The following is a 16158-nucleotide window of genomic DNA, read 5'->3' on the forward strand; positions in this document are numbered from 1 at the left end:
CGAATCCTCATGCGAGTTCAACATGTAGGTGTTCGATGGACGATTTTAAGCCCTTCTGGTTAGCTGACAATATGGCTAGGTGACCAACCTGGCGGTTTTTCGCAATCGTGAAGCGCTGGCATGAAAAAACCCGGCCGCGTTTCCGCGGTCGGGTTTTGTCCCGCGCCCAAAGGGCCGGATTTTCAATTCACGGGCGAAAAATTACTTTGCCTTGGCAACGATCGATTCGAACGGCTTGTAGGCCTCTTTGGCGAGTTCGGCATAGAGGTCGCCGATCTTGGTAGCCTCGGCGACGAACGCCTCGTACGACTGCTTGGCATAGTCGGATTGAATCTCGATCGCCTTGTCCAGCGACTTGGCCGAGAACAGCTTCTCGCACGCGACGCTGCCGGCTTCGAAGCTCTTCTTGGTGTATTCGCCGGCCTCGGTGGCGATCGCCTGCGCGCCCTTGGACAAGGAGGCGAAGCTCTTCAATCCGGTGTCGGCGAACTCCTTGCCGTATTTGCTGAAGTCCTCATAGGTCTGGGTCATTTCGTACTCTCCCTGGACGGTTGACGCGCCCTGCCCCGAGCGCCGTTGTGCAATGCATAATATATATTGTGCAGCGCACAAAAGTCAAGAAGTCGGGGACTCGCGACCCCGCGGGCAGCGGCAATGGCTAAAATTCGAATAAAGGAAGGCTCAAACCCCCAGAAAATGGTGAACGCGGCGGTTACCATAAACGGATTGGTAACGCTGCCCCGCTAGCTTGGCCAGAAGTGAGGCAGGATCCCTTTGCCGCCTCCAGCGCAACGAGAAATTCAAAGGAACTACCAGTGCGTCAGGCGTTGTCGGGCTTCGTTTCCAAATCCGCGTTCCCTCTTAAAACGATCATGATCCTCGCCATGGCGATGACCTTCGTCGTCGCGGACGTCGCCTCGTCGCTCGCGGCGAAATCCGCGGCCATCGTCGTCGATGCCAAAACCGGCAAGGTGCTGTACTCGGCTAATGCCGATGGCCGGCGCTATCCCGCTTCGCTGACCAAGATGATGACGCTCTATCTGACCTTTGAAGCGATGGCGAAGGGCAAGATCAGCAGAAACTCGCCAGTCGTGTTTTCGGCCCATGCGTCAGCCGAGGCGCCGACCAAGCTCGGCGTGAAGCCTGGTGGATCGGTGGCGGTCGAGACCGCGATCCTGTCGATCGTGACGAAGTCGGCCAACGACTCGGCGACCGCGCTCGGCGAAATGCTCGGCGGCAACGAAACCAACTTCGCCCGCATGATGACGGCCAAGGCGCGGCAGCTCGGCATGAACGGCACGGTCTTCCGCAACGCCAACGGCCTGCCGGATCCGGGACAGTTCACCACCGCGCGCGACATGGCCACGCTCGGCATTGCGCTCAGGGAACATTTTCCCCAGTACTACGGCTATTTCGCGCAGCGATCCTTTCTCTACGGTCGCCAGCGCATCAATGGCCATAACCGTCTGCTCGGACGCATCAAGGGCGTCGACGGCATCAAGACCGGCTATACCCGCGCCTCCGGCTTCAATCTCGTCTCCTCCGTTAATGACGGCAACCGCCGCCTGGTCGCCGTTGTCATGGGCGGCACGTCGGGCGGCAGCCGAGACAACCAGATGGCAGGCCTGATCAACACCTATCTGCCGAGGGCCTCGACCCGCGGTGGCGGCGACCTCGTTGCCAAGGCGGACAGCAACCCCATCAGCGCACTTGCAAAGGTTCTCCTGCCCAAGCATGACGCGCCGACCCCGGACGAAAAGCCGGTGGCCGTGGCGGAAGCCGATACGGCCGTCGCCGACGACGCGACCATTGCCCAGGGCGACAGCGAGGACGAGGATACAGCCGAGGCGGAGGCACCCAAGCTGGTTGTCCCGGCAAAGAAGGTAAAGACGGTCATCGTCTCCGCTCCCAAGGTCGCCACCGCCCAGGTCGTGGCCGCCTATGCCGAGCCCACCCCGGCCGTTGATCCGGTCAGCACCGCGTCGGTTCCGTCAGGCTGGGCCATCCAGGTTGCCTCCTCGCCGAAGCAGTCCGAAGCCCAGGCTTTCCTCGACAAGACCACCAAGCAGGCTCCCAAGGTGCTGGCCAACGCTTCCGGCTTCACCGTCGCTTTCGACAAGGACGGCGCCACCTACTACCGCGCTCGCTTCGGCGGCTTTGGGTCCAAGGATGCCGCCTGGAAGGCCTGCACCGCTTTGAAGAAGAAGAAAATCGAGTGCTACGCCGTCCAGCAATAGGACTGCGTGGAAGATATCTCCCGGAAAATTTTTGCGTCGAAGGAGACTAGTTGTGATTGGAGAGCAAGACGTCCTTGGCTTCGTTAATCCGCGCCGCCAGGAAAGACGTGCCGCCGATATCGGGGTGCAGGCGCTGCATCAGGCGGCGGTGCGCCTTGCGGACATCCGCCGCGGCGGCCCCCGCTTCAAGACCAAGGACCTTGTAGGCCTCCTCCTTAGTCATGGCGCCCGGACCTGGCGCAACACCCAGCCTTTCGCCACCGTTCGTCTCAGCGTATTTGCGCCAGACGGGAAATCTGCCGTCAAGATACGTCTCTAGCAACTGCCGGCTCTCCGGATCGCCGGAGAGTTCGCGGTAGAGATGCTGCAATTGCGCAAGGGTCATCGAGCCAAGCATCTTGCCATCGTGGCGGCCGGCCAGCACCAGCCCTTCCAGGCCGCCAGTATTGTGATCGAGTTCCATCTCGAGTGCCGCCGTCCGCACCGTTGAGCGTTTTCCAGCACCCGGTCTGGCCTTTGGCCCGCCCGTATGCATGGCGCCGTACCAGGCGATTGCCACGAACAGGATGATGCCGCCGATGCCTTGGCGCCCGACCAGGAGCACGGCGCCACCCACCAGCGCCAGCAGGATCGGTCCCAATTTTCTCATTCCGCTTGCGAGTTGCGCCGGATCCGCGCGGAGAAATGCGGTGGCTACCCCCAGCAGCACCAGCAACAACGCGACCACGATGATAATTGCGCCTAACATTTCGCACCGCCCCGCAGGGGTCCTGTCCGCTCGGACAGCCGCGTGATGTCCTTCAACACTTTTCGTGCGCCAGAATCATGGCCTTTAATCGGGCCGGAAGGAGGACCATCATGCGAACTGATCCTCCAAAGCACAGCGGCCTGTGTCGACAGTTCTTCATCGCGCATGGATTTCAAGATGTGGCGTCGTCGCGTCGCTTGCAAGTCCAGCGCGGGGCAAGATTGAGGGCCAGAAAACGCGGGCGCGGCAGTAGGCAATCCTTCGCTCAAGCCCTAGAGCAGGCCGAGGTCGGCCAGCTCGCGCCTGAGTTTCGGCGGCATCTCGACCAATCCCGCCTTGCCCTTGCCGAGGTCGGCCGGGGCGTCCGCCGGCTTCAGGTAACGCCAGCCCTGGAAGGCGCGGCGCGGCTGCCAGTCGGTGCGCACCACCTCGGGATCGAGCATCAAATGGCAGCGGCCAATGCCGTCGTCATCGGTGAACGGCCGGATTTCCGTGATCAACTGGCGGCACTGCACGCTGCCCTTGATCACCCAGTAGAGCGAACCGCCATCGGTGACCTCGTCGCCACGTGTCGGCATCATGCGGGTGGTGTGCCAGTGTTCGGCTGGTTCGCCGGCACGGCGGCGCTCGTCAAGGCGGAAGGCGATCCACTCTTCGAGATCCTCGACACTGTCGCAACCGACGCAAAGCTTTAGGAGATTGAGAGCCATCGCCCAAGGTTAGTCCGGAGCGCCGGGACGTCAACGGCCTGACGGACTTCTCCACAGTGCCGGCTTGGGCCAGCCCTCAACACTCAACGACATTGACCGCCAGGCCGCCAAGGCTGGTTTCCTTGTACTTCTCGTTCATGTCGAGGCCGGTCTGGCGCATCGTCTCGATCGCTGCATCGAGCGGCACGAAATGCACGCCGTCGCCTTTGATGGCCAGTGACGCGGCCGTCACCGCCTTGACGGCACCCAATGCGTTGCGCTCGATGCAGGGCACCTGGACCAGCCCGCCGACCGGGTCGCAAGTCATGCCGAGATGGTGTTCCAAGGCGATTTCGGCAGCATTCTCGACCTGCTCGGGCGTGCCGCCCATGACCGCGCACAGGCCGGCCGCAGCCATCGCCGAGGCGGAACCGACCTCGCCCTGGCAGCCGACCTCGGCGCCCGATATCGACGCATTGGACTTGATGATGCCGCCAACGGCGGCTGCCGTCAGCAGGAAGTCGCGAATGCTCGGCTGGTCGGCCTCGGGATGGAAATGCAGCCAGTAGCGCAGCACCGCCGGCAGTGTGCCCGCGGCACCATTGGTCGGCGCGGTGACGACACGCCCGCCCGCCGCATTCTCCTCGTTGACCGCCATCGCATAGATCGACAGCCAGTCATTGGCGAGCAGCGGGTTCGGCCGGTTCTGCTGCCACTGCTCCTGCAGCTTGTCATGGAGCTGTCTGGCGCGGCGGCGCACTTTCAGGCCGCCGGGCATGATGCCGTCCTGCGAAAGGCCACGGTCGATACAGCCCTTCATGGCGTCCCATATCGCGTCGAGGCCGGTGTCGAGCGCCTCGCGCGACATCTGCGTCTCCTCGTTGACGCGCTTCATTTCGGCAATGGAAAGGCCGCTCTTGGCCGCCATCTTCAGCATCTCGACCGCATTCTTGAAGGGATACGGCACTTTCTTGCCCTCGGTTGTGACCGAGCCCTTCGACTTCATCCGTTGCAGCTCTTCTTCCGAAACCACGAAGCCGCCGCCGATCGAATAGTAGATGCGTTTGAGCAGCAACCGGCCGCCGGCGTCGTAAGCGTAGAACGCCATGCCGTTGGCATGGCCGGTGAGCGGCGTCTTGCGGTCGAGAACCAGATCGGTGGCCGGATCGAAATGGTAGGAGGGGTGGCCGGGCGGTGAAACCAGCTTGTCGGCGGTGATGCGGCTGACAATGTCGTCGGCTCGGTCGGGGTCGACCGTTTGTGGCGTCTGGCCGGCAAGGCCGAGAATGACGGCACGGTCGCTGCCATGGCCGATGCCGGTATAGGCGAGCGAGCCATGCAGGCTGGCGCCGATGCGATCGACCTTGGCGCCGGCGGGACGCGGCCAGTCGTCGCCCGCGACCTCGTCGAGGAAGCGGCGCGCAGCCGTCATCGGTCCCATCGTGTGCGAGCTCGAGGGGCCGATGCCGATCTTGAACAGGTCGAAAACCGAAAGGAACACGCTGTCTCCTGGGTCACGTCGAGGATTACATATAGGAATTCCCGGGATGTTTCCGCTCTTTTGACAATCGCGGCGCAGCACCTGCCGACCTTGTTTGCTCCGGCAGCGACATCGAGTGCAACGCGCCGTGCAAGGTCATCGAAGCAACCGGGCCGAATATGGTAGATTCGGCGCCATGGGCGATTCCTATCTTTCGACGGCCGATCTCGCGGCGCTGGGCTTTTTCCTCCTCGCATGGGTGCTGCACACGCTCGCCTCGGACGGCCACCTGGTCAGCCGCGTGTCGCTGACCACCGCCATGAATGCGCAACGCGAGGCCTGGATGCGCACCATGGCCGAGCGCGAGATCCGCATCGTCGACACCGCCATCATGAGCGGCCTGCAGCAGGGTACCGCCTTCTTCGCCTCCAGTTCGCTGATCGCGCTCGGCGGCTGCTTCGCCCTGCTTGGCGCGTCGGACCGGGTGCTTGAGGTGCTGAGCACCCTGCCCTTGGGCGGCGCGCCGTCGCGCTCGGCCTTTCAGATCAAGGTGCTGGGACTGGTGCTGATCCTGGCCTTTTCCTTCTTCAAATTCGGCTGGGCCTACAGGCTGTTCAACTACTGTTCGATCCTGATCGGCGCCGTGCCGATCCCGCATGGCGAGGCCTCGCGCAATCCCCTCACGCAAACGGCCGTGTGGCGCGCGACGCAAATGAACATGCTGGCCGGCAAGCATTTCAACTCGGGCCTGCGCGGCGTGTTCTTCTCGATCGGCTATCTCGGCTGGTTCGTCGATCCCCTGGTGTTCGTGCTGTCGACGCTTCTGCTGCTGGCCGTCCTGGTACGGCGGCAGTTCTTCTCCGCGGCGCGGCGCGCGGTGATCGGTCAGCCGCCCGGCGTCGGAAACGGCTGATCGATGCGTCCGGAAAGCCAATAGGCGAAAAGCCCGATCCATTCGCGGACCGCGACGGTCGTGTTCTGCAGTGAATCGGCCGCATTGTCGCGAAACAAGCCGATGCCTTCCCGACCCGAGGTGCGATAGTCGACCGGCCATTGGACAGTTGGAAAGCCCGCCTTGTCGAACAGGGCCTTGGCGCGCGGCATGTGAAAGGCTGATGTCACCAAAAGCCATGTCTCGCCCGGTTTGGGCTTGACCAGTTCGCGGCTGAAGACCGCGTTCTCGTAAGTGTTGCGGGATTTGTCTTCGAGGAGCAGCCGGTCGGCCTGGACATCCAGCGCCTCGAGCAGGCGCGGCGCGGTGTCGGCATCACCTTCGCCGTCGAAGAACAGTGAACCGTTTCCACCGGAGACCACCACCTTTGCCTGCGGGAAACGCCGGGCGAGGATCGCGGTCTCGACCATGCGATCGCCGCTGCTGTTCAATTCATAGCCGCCGCGCACAAGGTTGATAGCGCCCTCGAAGCCGCCGCCGAGCACGACGATGCCGTCTACCTTCTCCGGCAGCGGCGGCCTGGGAAAGCGTTCCTCCAGCAGATTGAGCATTATCGCTCCAAGTGACGTCCAGGCCGACAGCGCGAGGATCAGAAACGCCAGCACGCCGCCGCTGACGGCAAGTCGCCGCCGGCCGGCCATCCCGGCGAGCAGCCCTGCCAAAAGCAGGAAGATCGTCAGGTTGAGCGGCTGGATGAAGAACCAGAATATCTTGGAAAGATAGTAGAACATCGCTCACTCATTACAGCCCGCAAGGCTGACCAAAATCGATCGCGATTTTCAGGACCATGCGTCAGGCGAGCGATACCCTTACCACCACTTCTCCGGCTGGAATGTGCCGGCCGCCTGCTCGATGACGGCGGCGGTCTGGAACAGCGTCTCTTCCTCGAACGGCCTGCCGATCAATTGCAGGCCGAGCGGCAGCCCCTTGGGGTCGAGGCCGGCGGGCACGGCGATGCCGGGCAGGCCGGCCATGTTCACGGTGACCGTGAAAATGTCGTTGAGATACATCTTGACCGGATCGGCGGCCATGTCCTCGTCGGCAATGCCGAAGGCAGCGGACGGCGTCGCAGGTGTCAGGATGACATCGACGCCGGCGGCGAAGACATTTTCGAAGTCGCGCTTGATCAGGTTGCGCACCTTCTGAGCCTGCAGGTAGTAGGCGTCATAGTAGCCGGCCGACAGCACATAGGTGCCGATCATGATGCGGCGCTTGACCTCGCGGCCGAAGCCGGCGGCGCGGGTCTTCTCATACATCTCGACGATGTCCTTGCCCGGCACGCGCAAGCCGTAGCGGACGCCGTCATAGCGGGCGAGGTTGGAAGAAGCTTCCGCGGGCGCCACGATGTAATAGGCCGGCAGCGCGTATTTGGTGTGCGGCAGGGAGATGTCGACGATTTCGGCGCCGGCGTCCTTGAGCCAGGCAATGCCCTTCTGCCACAACGCCTCGATCTCTTCCGGCATGCCGTCGACACGGTATTCCTTGGGAATGCCGACTTTCATGCCCTTGATCGGCTTGCCGATCGCCGCCTCGTAGTCCGGCACCGGCCGGTCGACGGACGTGGTGTCCTTGGGATCGACCGAGGCCATGGATTTCAGAAGAATGGCGGCGTCGCGGACGTCGCGGGCGATCGGTCCGGCCTGATCGAGCGACGAGGCGAAGGCGACGATGCCCCAGCGCGAGCAGCGGCCATAGGTCGGCTTGATGCCGACGGTCCCGGTGAACGCGGCTGGCTGGCGGATCGAACCGCCGGTGTCGGTGGCGGTTGCGCCTGCACACAGAAAGGCGGACACGGCGGTCGCCGAACCACCAGAAGAACCACCCGGCACCAGCTGCGCATTGTGGAGGCTACGCTGGGTTTTCGTGCCACCTGCTGAGACGAAGCCGCCATCACCCTGATGCGTCGTCGGCATCACCACCGTATCGAGGCGCGAACGCCGCCATGGGTTGATGACCGGGCCGTAGTAGGAGGTTTCGTTGGACGAGCCCATGGCGAATTCGTCCATGTTGAGCTTGCCCAGCATGACCGCGCCGTCGGCCCACAGGTTGGACGTGACCGTTGATTCATAGCGCGGCTTGAAACCGTCGAGCACGTGGCTGCAGGCCTGGGTGTGGACGCCTTCGGTACCGAACAGGTCCTTGATCCCGAGCGGAATGCCTTCCAGCGCACCGCCCTCGCCCTTGAGCAGCCTGGCGTCCGACGTCTTGGCCATGTCGCGCGCCTTGTCGCCCGTCACCGCCACATAGGCATTGAGCGCCGGATTGGCGCGATCGATCGCCAAGAGATAGGCTTCGGTGATCTCGGTCGCGGTGATTTCCTTGGCGCGCAGCTTGGCGCGGGCCTGCGAAATCGTCAGATGGGTCAGGTCGCTCATCAAAGGCTCTTTTCGTAAAACACCGACCACTCGGAATCGGGATAGTCCAGCACCGGGCCGCAGCGCGAGAACCCGGCGCGTTCATAGACGGTCCAGGCGGCGGGATGGCGATCGCCGGTCTCCAGCACCAGCCGCTTCAACCCTTCATCGCGCGCCAGCGCCTCGACCCGTTGGACGATTCCAGCGCCGATCTTGCGGCCACGATGCGAAGGCCTCGTGTACATACGCTTGACCTCGCCAATGGCATCGTCATGGCGCTTGAGTGCACCACAACCAATGGCGACGCCGTTGTCGCGAGCGATGAAAACCGTCGTGTCCTTGCCTGCCATCTGCTCGACCGTCAGGTGGTAGCAGTGCTCCGGCGGCGTCAGTTCGAGCAAGGTCGCGTTGAGTTCCGCGACCAGGCCGCGCACGTCGTCCTGCAGCGGCGTTTCGATGGCGATCTCGATAGCCATCGGTGCCTTACTCCACGACCTTCGGCACGAGGAAGAAATTCTCGTCGGTCGCGGGCGCGTTGGCGACGATGTCGGCCGCCTTGTTGCCGTCGGTGACGACATCGCCGCGCTTCTTCATTTCCATCGGCGTCACCGACGTCATTGGCTCGACGCCGGAAACATCGACCTCGTTCAACTGCTCGACGAAGCCCAGTATGGCATTCAACTCGCCGGTCATACGCTCGGCATCTTCCTCGCTCACCGCGATGCGGGCGAGATGCGCCACGCGCTTCACTGTCTTGACATCAACGGACATGTATTTGCCTCGGGGAAAACCAGTCCGGGCTATAGCGGCGCGGCGCGCGACGCGCAACATGTGCCGCCCGACAATCGGGCAACAACCTCATGGCAGAGCAATGCCCGCGCACAGATAGTAGCTGCCGCTGTTGCCGCTCGCCTCGCTTTCATCGTCGATCGGCCGGGCCGACACGAGATCGACCTGCGTCGGGTTCATCTGCGTCACCGACAGGACGTCAGGAAAGACATAGCCCGGCTCCTGGCAGATCGCCGTCACAGCCCAGCTCGGCGAGCGTGTCGCCTTGCTGACCTGAACGAATTCGCAATTGTATTCGACGCCTTGCAGGCCGTTCTTCGAAAGAACGATGTTGCCGGCATCGATCAGCGTCTGCAGCGTATCCTTTTTGGCTTGGGTACAGAGTTCCTCCGACTGGAGATAGACACCTTCGATGAAGTCATCCGCGGCAAGCGCGGGCGACGCCGCGACAAACATCGATACGCAAAGAGATCGCCCTAATGCCATGGATTTGTTCCGCTTTGGCTGTTCTAGATGGTAATCGTTTCACCAATCTTCGGCAATGCAAGCTTGACCCCAGATCCTTCCAGCCCGGCTTCGAACTTCTCGGGCGTCGGGTCGATCATTGGAAACGTGCCGAAATGGCAAGGGACCACCGTTTCGAACTTGAAGAAGCGGCGGCAGGCAAGGGCCGCCACCGCACCGCCCATGGTGAAGCGATCGCCGATCGGAACGATGCCAATCTTTGGCTCGTGCAATTCATTGATCAGCGCCATGTCGGAAAAGATGTCGGTGTCACCCATGTGGTAGAGCGTCTGGTCTTCCGGGAAATGCAGGACCAGCCCACCCGGATTGCCGAGATAGACGTTCTTGCCGCCCTCTTCGCCAAAGGAGGATGAATGCAGCGCCTGAACGAAAGTGGAGGTGAAACCGCCGCAATCGACCGTGCCGCCAATGTTGCCGGGATTGATCTTCTTGTCGCTGACGCCCCTGCCGACAAGGTACATGCAGATCTCGAAATTGGCGACCAGTTGCGCGCCGCTCTTGCCGAGCACTTCCAGCGCGCCGCTGATGTGGTCGCTGTGCCCGTGCGTCAAAAGAACATGCGTGATCCCTTCGGCCGGTCCTTCCCACCCGCCCGTCCAGGACGGGTTGCCGATCAGATAGGGATCGATGAGGATTTTCGCGTCACCGGTTTCGATGCGGAAGGCCGAGTGGCCATACCAGGTCAGTTTCATGAATGCATTTCCTCGATTTTTCCCGAGCCAAAGGATAGAACGCCGATAGCCTTGAGATCAAAGGGTATAGTGTCCGCCGGGCATCCGAAAGGACGCGTGCCGTCGAAAAAAACGAGGGAAAACCGTTGACCGTCATCACGATTGAGCAATTGCCGGCACGGCTCGCCAACGGCAGGACCTTGGCGGGGCTCGATCTCGGCGACAAGACGATCGGCGTGGCGGTTTCCGATCGGGGGTTCTCCTTCGCTCATCCGCGTCCGGTCATCATGCGCAGGAAATTCTCGCTCGACGCCGCCGTCCTTCTGGCGTTGCTGACGAAGGAGAATGTCGGTGCGGTGGCGATCGGATTGCCGATCAACATGGATGGATCGGAAGGTCCGCGCGCACAGAAATCGCGCGCTTTCGTGCGCAACATGGCGCAGCTAAGCGACCTGCCCTTCGTGTTCTGGGATGAGCGGCTGTCGACTGTCGCGGCCGAACGGACGCTGATCGAGATGGACTTCTCGCGCGCCAAACGCGCCGGCAAGATCGATTCGGCGGCGGCCGCCTTTATTCTGCAGGGAGTTTTGGACCGGCTTCAGTCACTCGATACAGCCGATCGAACGGGACCGGACCCGTCCAGCGACGCCTGACCCAGCCCAATATCTCGCGACGCCTGCGAAACATCCATATCGCCACGAGCAGCAAGCCATCGAACACGCAGGCTTTTGCCACCATGCCCGGGATGGTTGCGGGGTCGATGCCGAGCATCTGACCGTAGAGCTGGAACACGAAATCGTGCAACTGCCGGCTGAGCATCACATAGCCGAAATTCATGTCGTTGAGCGACAGGTAGAACCAGCCCCAAAACAGCGCCATCGGCGCGGCCCACAACGCGAAGATGTAGCGCATCAGCGGCCTCCCTTCCCATTCGGGCCGGTCCGTCCCGATATCATGGAGAGCAGCGAATTATGCGCCGCGGCCTTCGCCATGCTGTGCGCCGTGGCGTGGAAATCCTCCTCATCCAGCGCAGCTACCGAACGCCGTTCGGCAAGCATCGCGACATAGGAGACCAGAAGTGCGGCCAGTTGCACGGCGACCACCATGAACAGGCCGTTGATGCCTTGGGCGGCACCGCCGATCAGGATCATCGACATCACGCCGGAAGCGGAAATAAAGGCGATGCGAACGACGCTGTCGGCGCCGGGGCTGGACGCGTCGTTGATCAGTGTATCGACAAAGGCCCAGAAGAACAGCACCGCCACGACCAGCAACGCGATCGCCAGCGGAGCGACCACGACGATGTTCTCCAGATTGACAAACTGGGCGCTCTCGACGGTCACGCCGAGTACGCCGAGAGCCGCCGTCACACCTCGATTTCCATCGATACAGATCACCGCAAGCAGGGCAAAAACGATCGCCCAGTGCACGGACAGAAAGGAGGTTAGTACGTGTCGCATCGTGATTCCTGCTTCGACAGGATTGACAGTGGGCTTTGCGGTTGGCCGCCGCAACGGAAACCATTTGTTAAGGTTAACGGCGACGGCGAGGTCAGTGGGGATTCCGGCAACGCCGCTCGAACATGAAAGGCATCTCCGTCAATTCACCGGCGGATAGAGCGTATCGATGATCATGCGCGCGTCGTGGCGCGAATCGAGCATGCCGTAGGTATTGCGCCACTGGCCCGCGAGCCGCGTCTCGACGAAGGCATCGGCGATCCGCCCTGCCCCGAGCCGACGCAACTCGGCGGCCGCCGCAGAGAGCGCAAGCTGTTCCGTCAGCAGCCGGGCCGAGCCCTCGTCGGTCGAAGCGACCTGCATGGCCGCCTTCAGAACGCCGATCGTACCGCGCCCGCCGGCGCCGAGGTCGCGGTCGATACCGGTCAATACTTCTTCGAAAAGCCCCGGCGCGCGGCCAAGCACGCGTAGCACGTCGAGCGCCATGACATTGCCCGATCCTTCCCAGATCGCGTTGACAGGCGCTTCGCGGTAATAACGGGCGAGCGGAGCTTCCTCGACATAGCCATTGCCGCCAAGGCACTCCATCGCCTCGTAAAGCAGCGGCGGCGCGATCTTGCAGACCCAGTATTTGACGACCGGCGTCATGGCGCGGGCGAACGCCGCCTCGCCGCGATCGCTCGCCGCCTCGTCGAAGGAACGCGCCAGCCGGAACGACAGCGCGGTCGCCGCGGCAACATCGAGCGCCATGTCGGCCAGCACGCGCTGCATCAACGGCTGCTCGATCAAGGTCGAACCGAACACCTGGCGATGGCGGGCATGATGGATCGCTTCGGCCAGCCCCGCCCGCATGATCGCCGAAGACGCCACCGCGCAGTCGAGCCGGGTCAGCGTCACCATGTCCATGATCGTCTTGACGCCGGCGCCGGGTTCGCCGACCATCTCCCCGATGGCGTTGACGAATTCAACCTCGGAAGACGCGTTCGAGCGATTGCCGAGCTTGTCCTTCAGCCGCTGGAAGCGAAAGCCGTTGCCAGACCCGTCGCCGAGCACGCGCGGCACCAGGAAGCAGGACAGTCCCTCCGGCGCCTGTGCCAGCACCAGGAAGGCGTCCGACATCGGCGCCGACATGAACCATTTATGTCCCGTCAGGCGGTAGAAGCCGCTGCCGACGCGTTCCGCCCGGGTCACATTGGCACGCACATCGGTGCCGCCCTGTTTCTCGGTCATGCCCATGCCGAGCGTCAGTCCGGTCTTTTCGACGGGCGGCTTCTGGCTCTGGTCGTATTTGCGCGTCGTCACGCGCGGCGCCCATTCGCGAAACAGTTTTGGGCTGGCCATCAATGCCGCCAGCGAGGCGCTGGTCATGGTGATGGGGCAGAGATGCCCGGTCTCGAGTTCCGCCGTCAGGTAAAAACGGGCGGCGCGCACCTGATGGCGGCGGCCGATCTCGGCGTCGCCATTTTCCCAGACCGAGGAATGCAGGCCGTTGGCCACCGAGCGGCGCATCAAGGCGTGGTAGGCGGGATGGAATTCGACCAGGTCGATGCGCCGTCCCTGGCGATCATGCGTCCTGAGTTTCGGCGTCTCGACATTGGCGAGGCGCGCCAGTTCCTGCGCTTCTTGCGTCAGCACGAAACGGCCGAGCCCGTCGAGATCCTTGCGCACCGGATCGGAAAAGCGCTCGGCAAGCTGGATCAGCAACGGATCGCCTCGCCAGGCGTTGCCGCCCGTCAGCGGCGGCGGCTGGTTCGTTACGTCGTCGGTCACGCCCAATCCCTCTAGCCGATCCTTCTAGAAAGGCCCTATTGTCGGAAAGCCTCGAATCCGAGGCCGTCGGCTTAGATATAGCCAAGCGTTGCTGCACGCGCGACGAAAATACCGGCCGATCTAATCGGCTATCTACACGAAAAAATTGAGGAGAACGGCGTCAATCCGAAGCGGGTGCTTGCGGGCGCGAAATCCGCACCCTATAGCAGCCCCTTGAGATGACCGACGCTTCGTCCCTGCCACTCTACCCTCACCGCCATCTTCTGGGCATCAGCGATCTTTCGCCCGCCGACATCGAGCTTTTGCTCGACAGGGCGGATCGGGCGGTCGCGATCTCGCGCCAGTCCGAAAAAAAGACTTCGACGCTGCGCGGCCGCACCCAGATCAATCTCTTCTACGAAGCCTCGACCCGCACGCAATCCTCGTTCGAGCTGGCCGGAAAGCGGCTCGGCGCCGATGTCATGAACATGTCGGTGGCGAGTTCCTCGGTAAAGAAGGGCGAAACGCTCATCGACACCGCGATGACGCTCAACGCCATGCGCCCTGACATATTGATCATCCGCCATCAGTCGGCGGGCGCGGCGGCCCTCCTGGCGCAGAAGGTCGGCTGCTCGGTGGTCAATGCCGGCGACGGCGCCCACGAACACCCGACACAGGCGCTGCTCGACGCACTCACCATCCGCCGCGCCAAGGGTGCGCTGTCGAAGCTGATCGTGGCGATCTGCGGCGACATCCTGCATTCGCGTGTGGCGCGCTCCAACATCATGCTGCTCAACGCACTCGGCGCACAAATACGGGTGGTGGCGCCCTCGACGCTATTGCCCTCGGGCATCGACAGGATGGGCGTGATCGTCTGCCGCTCGATGGCGGAGGGCCTGAAGGACGCGGATGTGGTGATGATGTTGCGCTTGCAGCGCGAGCGCATGGAAGGAGCCTTCGTGCCGTCGGTGCGCGAATATTTCCGCTATTTTGGTCTAGACGCCGAGAAACTGAAGGCCGCCAAGGATGACGCGCTTGTCATGCATCCTGGCCCGATGAACCGCGGTGTCGAGATCGCGTCCGAAATCGCCGACGGCCCGCAAAGCGTCATCCAGGAGCAGGTGGAAATGGGCGTCGCCGTGCGCATGGCGGTGATGGAAGCGCTGCTCGATCCCCGCCGCAATCAAGAGGGCCGCAATCAAGAAGGCCGCGGCGCATGAGCATCACGGTCTTTGAACGCGCCCGCATCATCGACCCGTCACGCGGCCTTGATGAAGTTGGCTCCGTCATAGTCGAAGGCAGGAAAATCGTTGCCGCGGGCAAGGCGGCGCTGAACCACGGCGTCCCCGACGGCGCTACGGCGATCGACTGCAGCGGCAAGGCGATCATCCCCGGCCTGATCGATGGTCGGGTCTTCATCGGCGAGCCCGGCGGCGAGCATCGCGAAACCATCGCTTCGGCAAGTGTCGCCGCGGCGACCGGCGGCGTCACGTCCATCGTGATGATGCCAGACACCGATCCGGTGATCGACAATGTGGCGCTGGTCGAATTCGTGCTGCGCACCGCCAAGGACACGGCCGTCGTCAATATCTTTCCGGCCGCCGCCATCACCAAGGGCCTCCACGGACGCGAAATGACGGAGTTCGGGCTGCTGCGCGAGGCGGGCGCGGTCGCCTTCACCGATGGCAGGCATACCATATCGAGCGCGCTGGTGATGCGTCGCGCGCTAACCTATGCGCGCGATTTCGGCGCCACCATCGTCCATGAAACGCAGGATGCCGATCTTGGGTCGTCGGGCGTCATGAACGAAGGCCTGTATGCCAGTTGGCTCGGCCTCTCCGGCATTCCACGTGAAGCCGAATCCATCCCGCTCGAGCGTGACCTCGCGCTGGCGCGGCTGACGCAAGGTTCGTACCACGCCGCGAAGATCTCGACGGCAATGGCGGCAAGCGCCGTGGCGCGTGCGAAGGCCGACGGCGCGGCAGTGACGTCTGGCGTGTCGATCCACAATCTGTCTCTCAATGAAAACGACGTTGGCGAGTACCGCACCTTCTTCCGCCTGACGCCGCCGCTGCGGGCCGAGGAGGACCGGTTGGCGATGATCGATGCGGTCAAGGACGGAACGGTCGATGTCATCGTCTCCTCGCACGATCCGCAGGACGTCGATACCAAGCGCCTGCCCTTCGCCGACGCCGCGGCCGGTGCCATTGGCCTCGAAACCCTGCTGGGCGCAGCCTTGCGCCTCTACCACAATGGCGACGTGCCCCTGCTCAGGCTGATCGAAACCTTGTCCACCGCGCCGGCGAGGCTGTTTGGATTGGCCGGCGGCACGCTGAAGCCAGGCGCCGTCGCCGATCTCGCGCTTGTCGACCTCGATGAACCCTGGATAGTCAGCGAAAGCGGTATCCGCTCGCGCTCGAAAAACACCTGCTTCGAAGGCGCACGGCTGCAAGGCAAGGTCTTGCAAACGCTGGTGGCGGGCCGCACAATATTTTCTGCCTGAGCCG

18 protein-coding genes are annotated in these 16158 nt (G+C 62.9%); 5 read left to right on the forward strand and 13 right to left on the reverse strand.

The annotated features are described in order from the left end of the window. Nucleotides 1–201: 201 nt before the first annotated feature. Nucleotides 202–531, reverse strand: a complete 330-nt coding sequence (locus tag LB524_RS14855) for a phasin family protein (protein ID WP_015317766.1) — start codon at nt 529–531, stop codon at nt 202–204. Between the two features lie 284 nt (nt 532–815). Here LB524_RS14855 and LB524_RS14860 point away from each other — a divergent pair, with 284 nt between their 5' ends. Next, the gene (locus tag LB524_RS14860) at nt 816–2237 is read left to right on the forward strand and encodes an SPOR domain-containing protein (RefSeq protein WP_224527728.1); all 1422 of its coding nucleotides are present in this window, start codon (nt 816–818) and stop codon (nt 2235–2237) included. A gap of 46 nt (nt 2238–2283) precedes the next feature. Here LB524_RS14860 and LB524_RS14865 read toward each other — a convergent pair whose 3' ends face one another. From LB524_RS14865 to LB524_RS14875, 3 genes are all read right to left on the reverse strand, one after another. Then, a complete protein-coding gene (locus LB524_RS14865) occupies nt 2284–2985 on the reverse strand; it encodes a DnaJ domain-containing protein (RefSeq protein ID WP_224527731.1) in 702 nt (233 codons plus the stop codon). A gap of 272 nt (nt 2986–3257) precedes the next feature. Next, nucleotides 3258–3695 carry a DUF1489 family protein gene (locus LB524_RS14870; protein WP_140616375.1) on the reverse strand — a complete coding sequence of 146 codons (438 nt, stop codon included), beginning with the start codon at nt 3693–3695 and terminating at the stop codon, nt 3258–3260. A gap of 76 nt (nt 3696–3771) precedes the next feature. Next, complete coding sequence (locus LB524_RS14875; RefSeq protein ID WP_224527750.1) at nt 3772–5175, reverse strand: L-serine ammonia-lyase; 1404 nt, start codon at nt 5173–5175, stop codon at nt 3772–3774. 175 nt (nt 5176–5350) lie between these two features. Here LB524_RS14875 and LB524_RS14880 point away from each other — a divergent pair, with 175 nt between their 5' ends. Continuing rightward, nucleotides 5351–6067, forward strand: coding sequence for a DUF599 domain-containing protein (locus LB524_RS14880; protein ID WP_015317761.1), 717 nt, complete (start codon nt 5351–5353; stop codon nt 6065–6067). Here LB524_RS14880 and LB524_RS14885 read toward each other — a convergent pair. The 6 genes from LB524_RS14885 to LB524_RS14910 form a co-directional block, all read right to left on the reverse strand. After that, a complete protein-coding gene (locus tag LB524_RS14885) occupies nt 6040–6837 on the reverse strand; it encodes a YdcF family protein (RefSeq protein WP_224527753.1) in 798 nt (265 codons plus the stop codon). The genes LB524_RS14880 and LB524_RS14885 overlap by 28 nt on opposite strands. A gap of 78 nt (nt 6838–6915) precedes the next feature. Beyond that, nucleotides 6916–8481 (reverse strand): amidase, encoded by a 1566-nt coding sequence (locus LB524_RS14890; RefSeq protein ID WP_224527756.1) that lies wholly within the window; start codon nt 8479–8481, stop codon nt 6916–6918. Next, nucleotides 8481–8936: a GNAT family N-acetyltransferase gene (locus tag LB524_RS14895; protein WP_140616365.1), complete on the reverse strand. Its 456-nt coding sequence runs from the start codon at nt 8934–8936 to the stop codon at nt 8481–8483. Before LB524_RS14895 ends, LB524_RS14890 begins: the two co-directional genes overlap by 1 nt. Before the next feature lie 7 nt (nt 8937–8943). Further along, complete coding sequence (gatC, locus tag LB524_RS14900) at nt 8944–9231, reverse strand: Asp-tRNA(Asn)/Glu-tRNA(Gln) amidotransferase subunit GatC (protein ID WP_015317757.1); 288 nt, start codon at nt 9229–9231, stop codon at nt 8944–8946. An 87-nt stretch (nt 9232–9318) separates the two neighbouring features. Next, nucleotides 9319–9735: a hypothetical protein gene (locus LB524_RS14905; protein ID WP_015317756.1), complete on the reverse strand. Its 417-nt coding sequence runs from the start codon at nt 9733–9735 to the stop codon at nt 9319–9321. 23 nt (nt 9736–9758) lie between these two features. Then, entirely contained in the window at nt 9759–10466 is a 708-nt protein-coding gene (locus LB524_RS14910) for a metal-dependent hydrolase (protein ID WP_140790171.1), read from the reverse strand. Nucleotides 10467–10591: 125 nt separating this feature from the next. Here LB524_RS14910 and ruvX point away from each other — a divergent pair, with 125 nt between their 5' ends. Continuing rightward, nucleotides 10592–11098 carry a Holliday junction resolvase RuvX gene (gene ruvX, locus LB524_RS14915; protein ID WP_224527759.1) on the forward strand — a complete coding sequence of 169 codons (507 nt, stop codon included), beginning with the start codon at nt 10592–10594 and terminating at the stop codon, nt 11096–11098. Here the strand turns inward: ruvX and LB524_RS14920 are convergent. From LB524_RS14920 to LB524_RS14930, 3 genes are all read right to left on the reverse strand, one after another. Next, nucleotides 11016–11357 carry a DUF6105 family protein gene (locus LB524_RS14920; protein WP_224527762.1) on the reverse strand — a complete coding sequence of 114 codons (342 nt, stop codon included), beginning with the start codon at nt 11355–11357 and terminating at the stop codon, nt 11016–11018. The two genes, ruvX and LB524_RS14920, sit on opposite strands and share 83 nt — an antisense overlap. After that, nucleotides 11357–11905, reverse strand: a complete 549-nt coding sequence (locus tag LB524_RS14925) for a hypothetical protein (RefSeq protein WP_015317752.1) — start codon at nt 11903–11905, stop codon at nt 11357–11359. Before LB524_RS14925 ends, LB524_RS14920 begins: the two co-directional genes overlap by 1 nt. A gap of 138 nt (nt 11906–12043) precedes the next feature. Then, nucleotides 12044–13672, reverse strand: coding sequence for a DNA alkylation response protein (locus tag LB524_RS14930; protein ID WP_015317751.1), 1629 nt, complete (start codon nt 13670–13672; stop codon nt 12044–12046). Nucleotides 13673–13890: 218 nt separating this feature from the next. Between LB524_RS14930 and LB524_RS14935 the strand changes: the two genes are divergently transcribed. Then, entirely contained in the window at nt 13891–14871 is a 981-nt protein-coding gene (locus LB524_RS14935) for an aspartate carbamoyltransferase catalytic subunit (protein WP_140790177.1), read from the forward strand. After that, complete coding sequence (locus LB524_RS14940) at nt 14868–16154, forward strand: dihydroorotase (protein WP_224527765.1); 1287 nt, start codon at nt 14868–14870, stop codon at nt 16152–16154. Before LB524_RS14935 ends, LB524_RS14940 begins: the two co-directional genes overlap by 4 nt. Nucleotides 16155–16158: the final 4 nt, after the last annotated feature.

The organism is Mesorhizobium sp. ESP6-5, from assembly GCF_020164695.1.
Taxonomy (GTDB): Bacteria; Pseudomonadota; Alphaproteobacteria; order Rhizobiales; family Rhizobiaceae; genus Mesorhizobium; species Mesorhizobium australicum.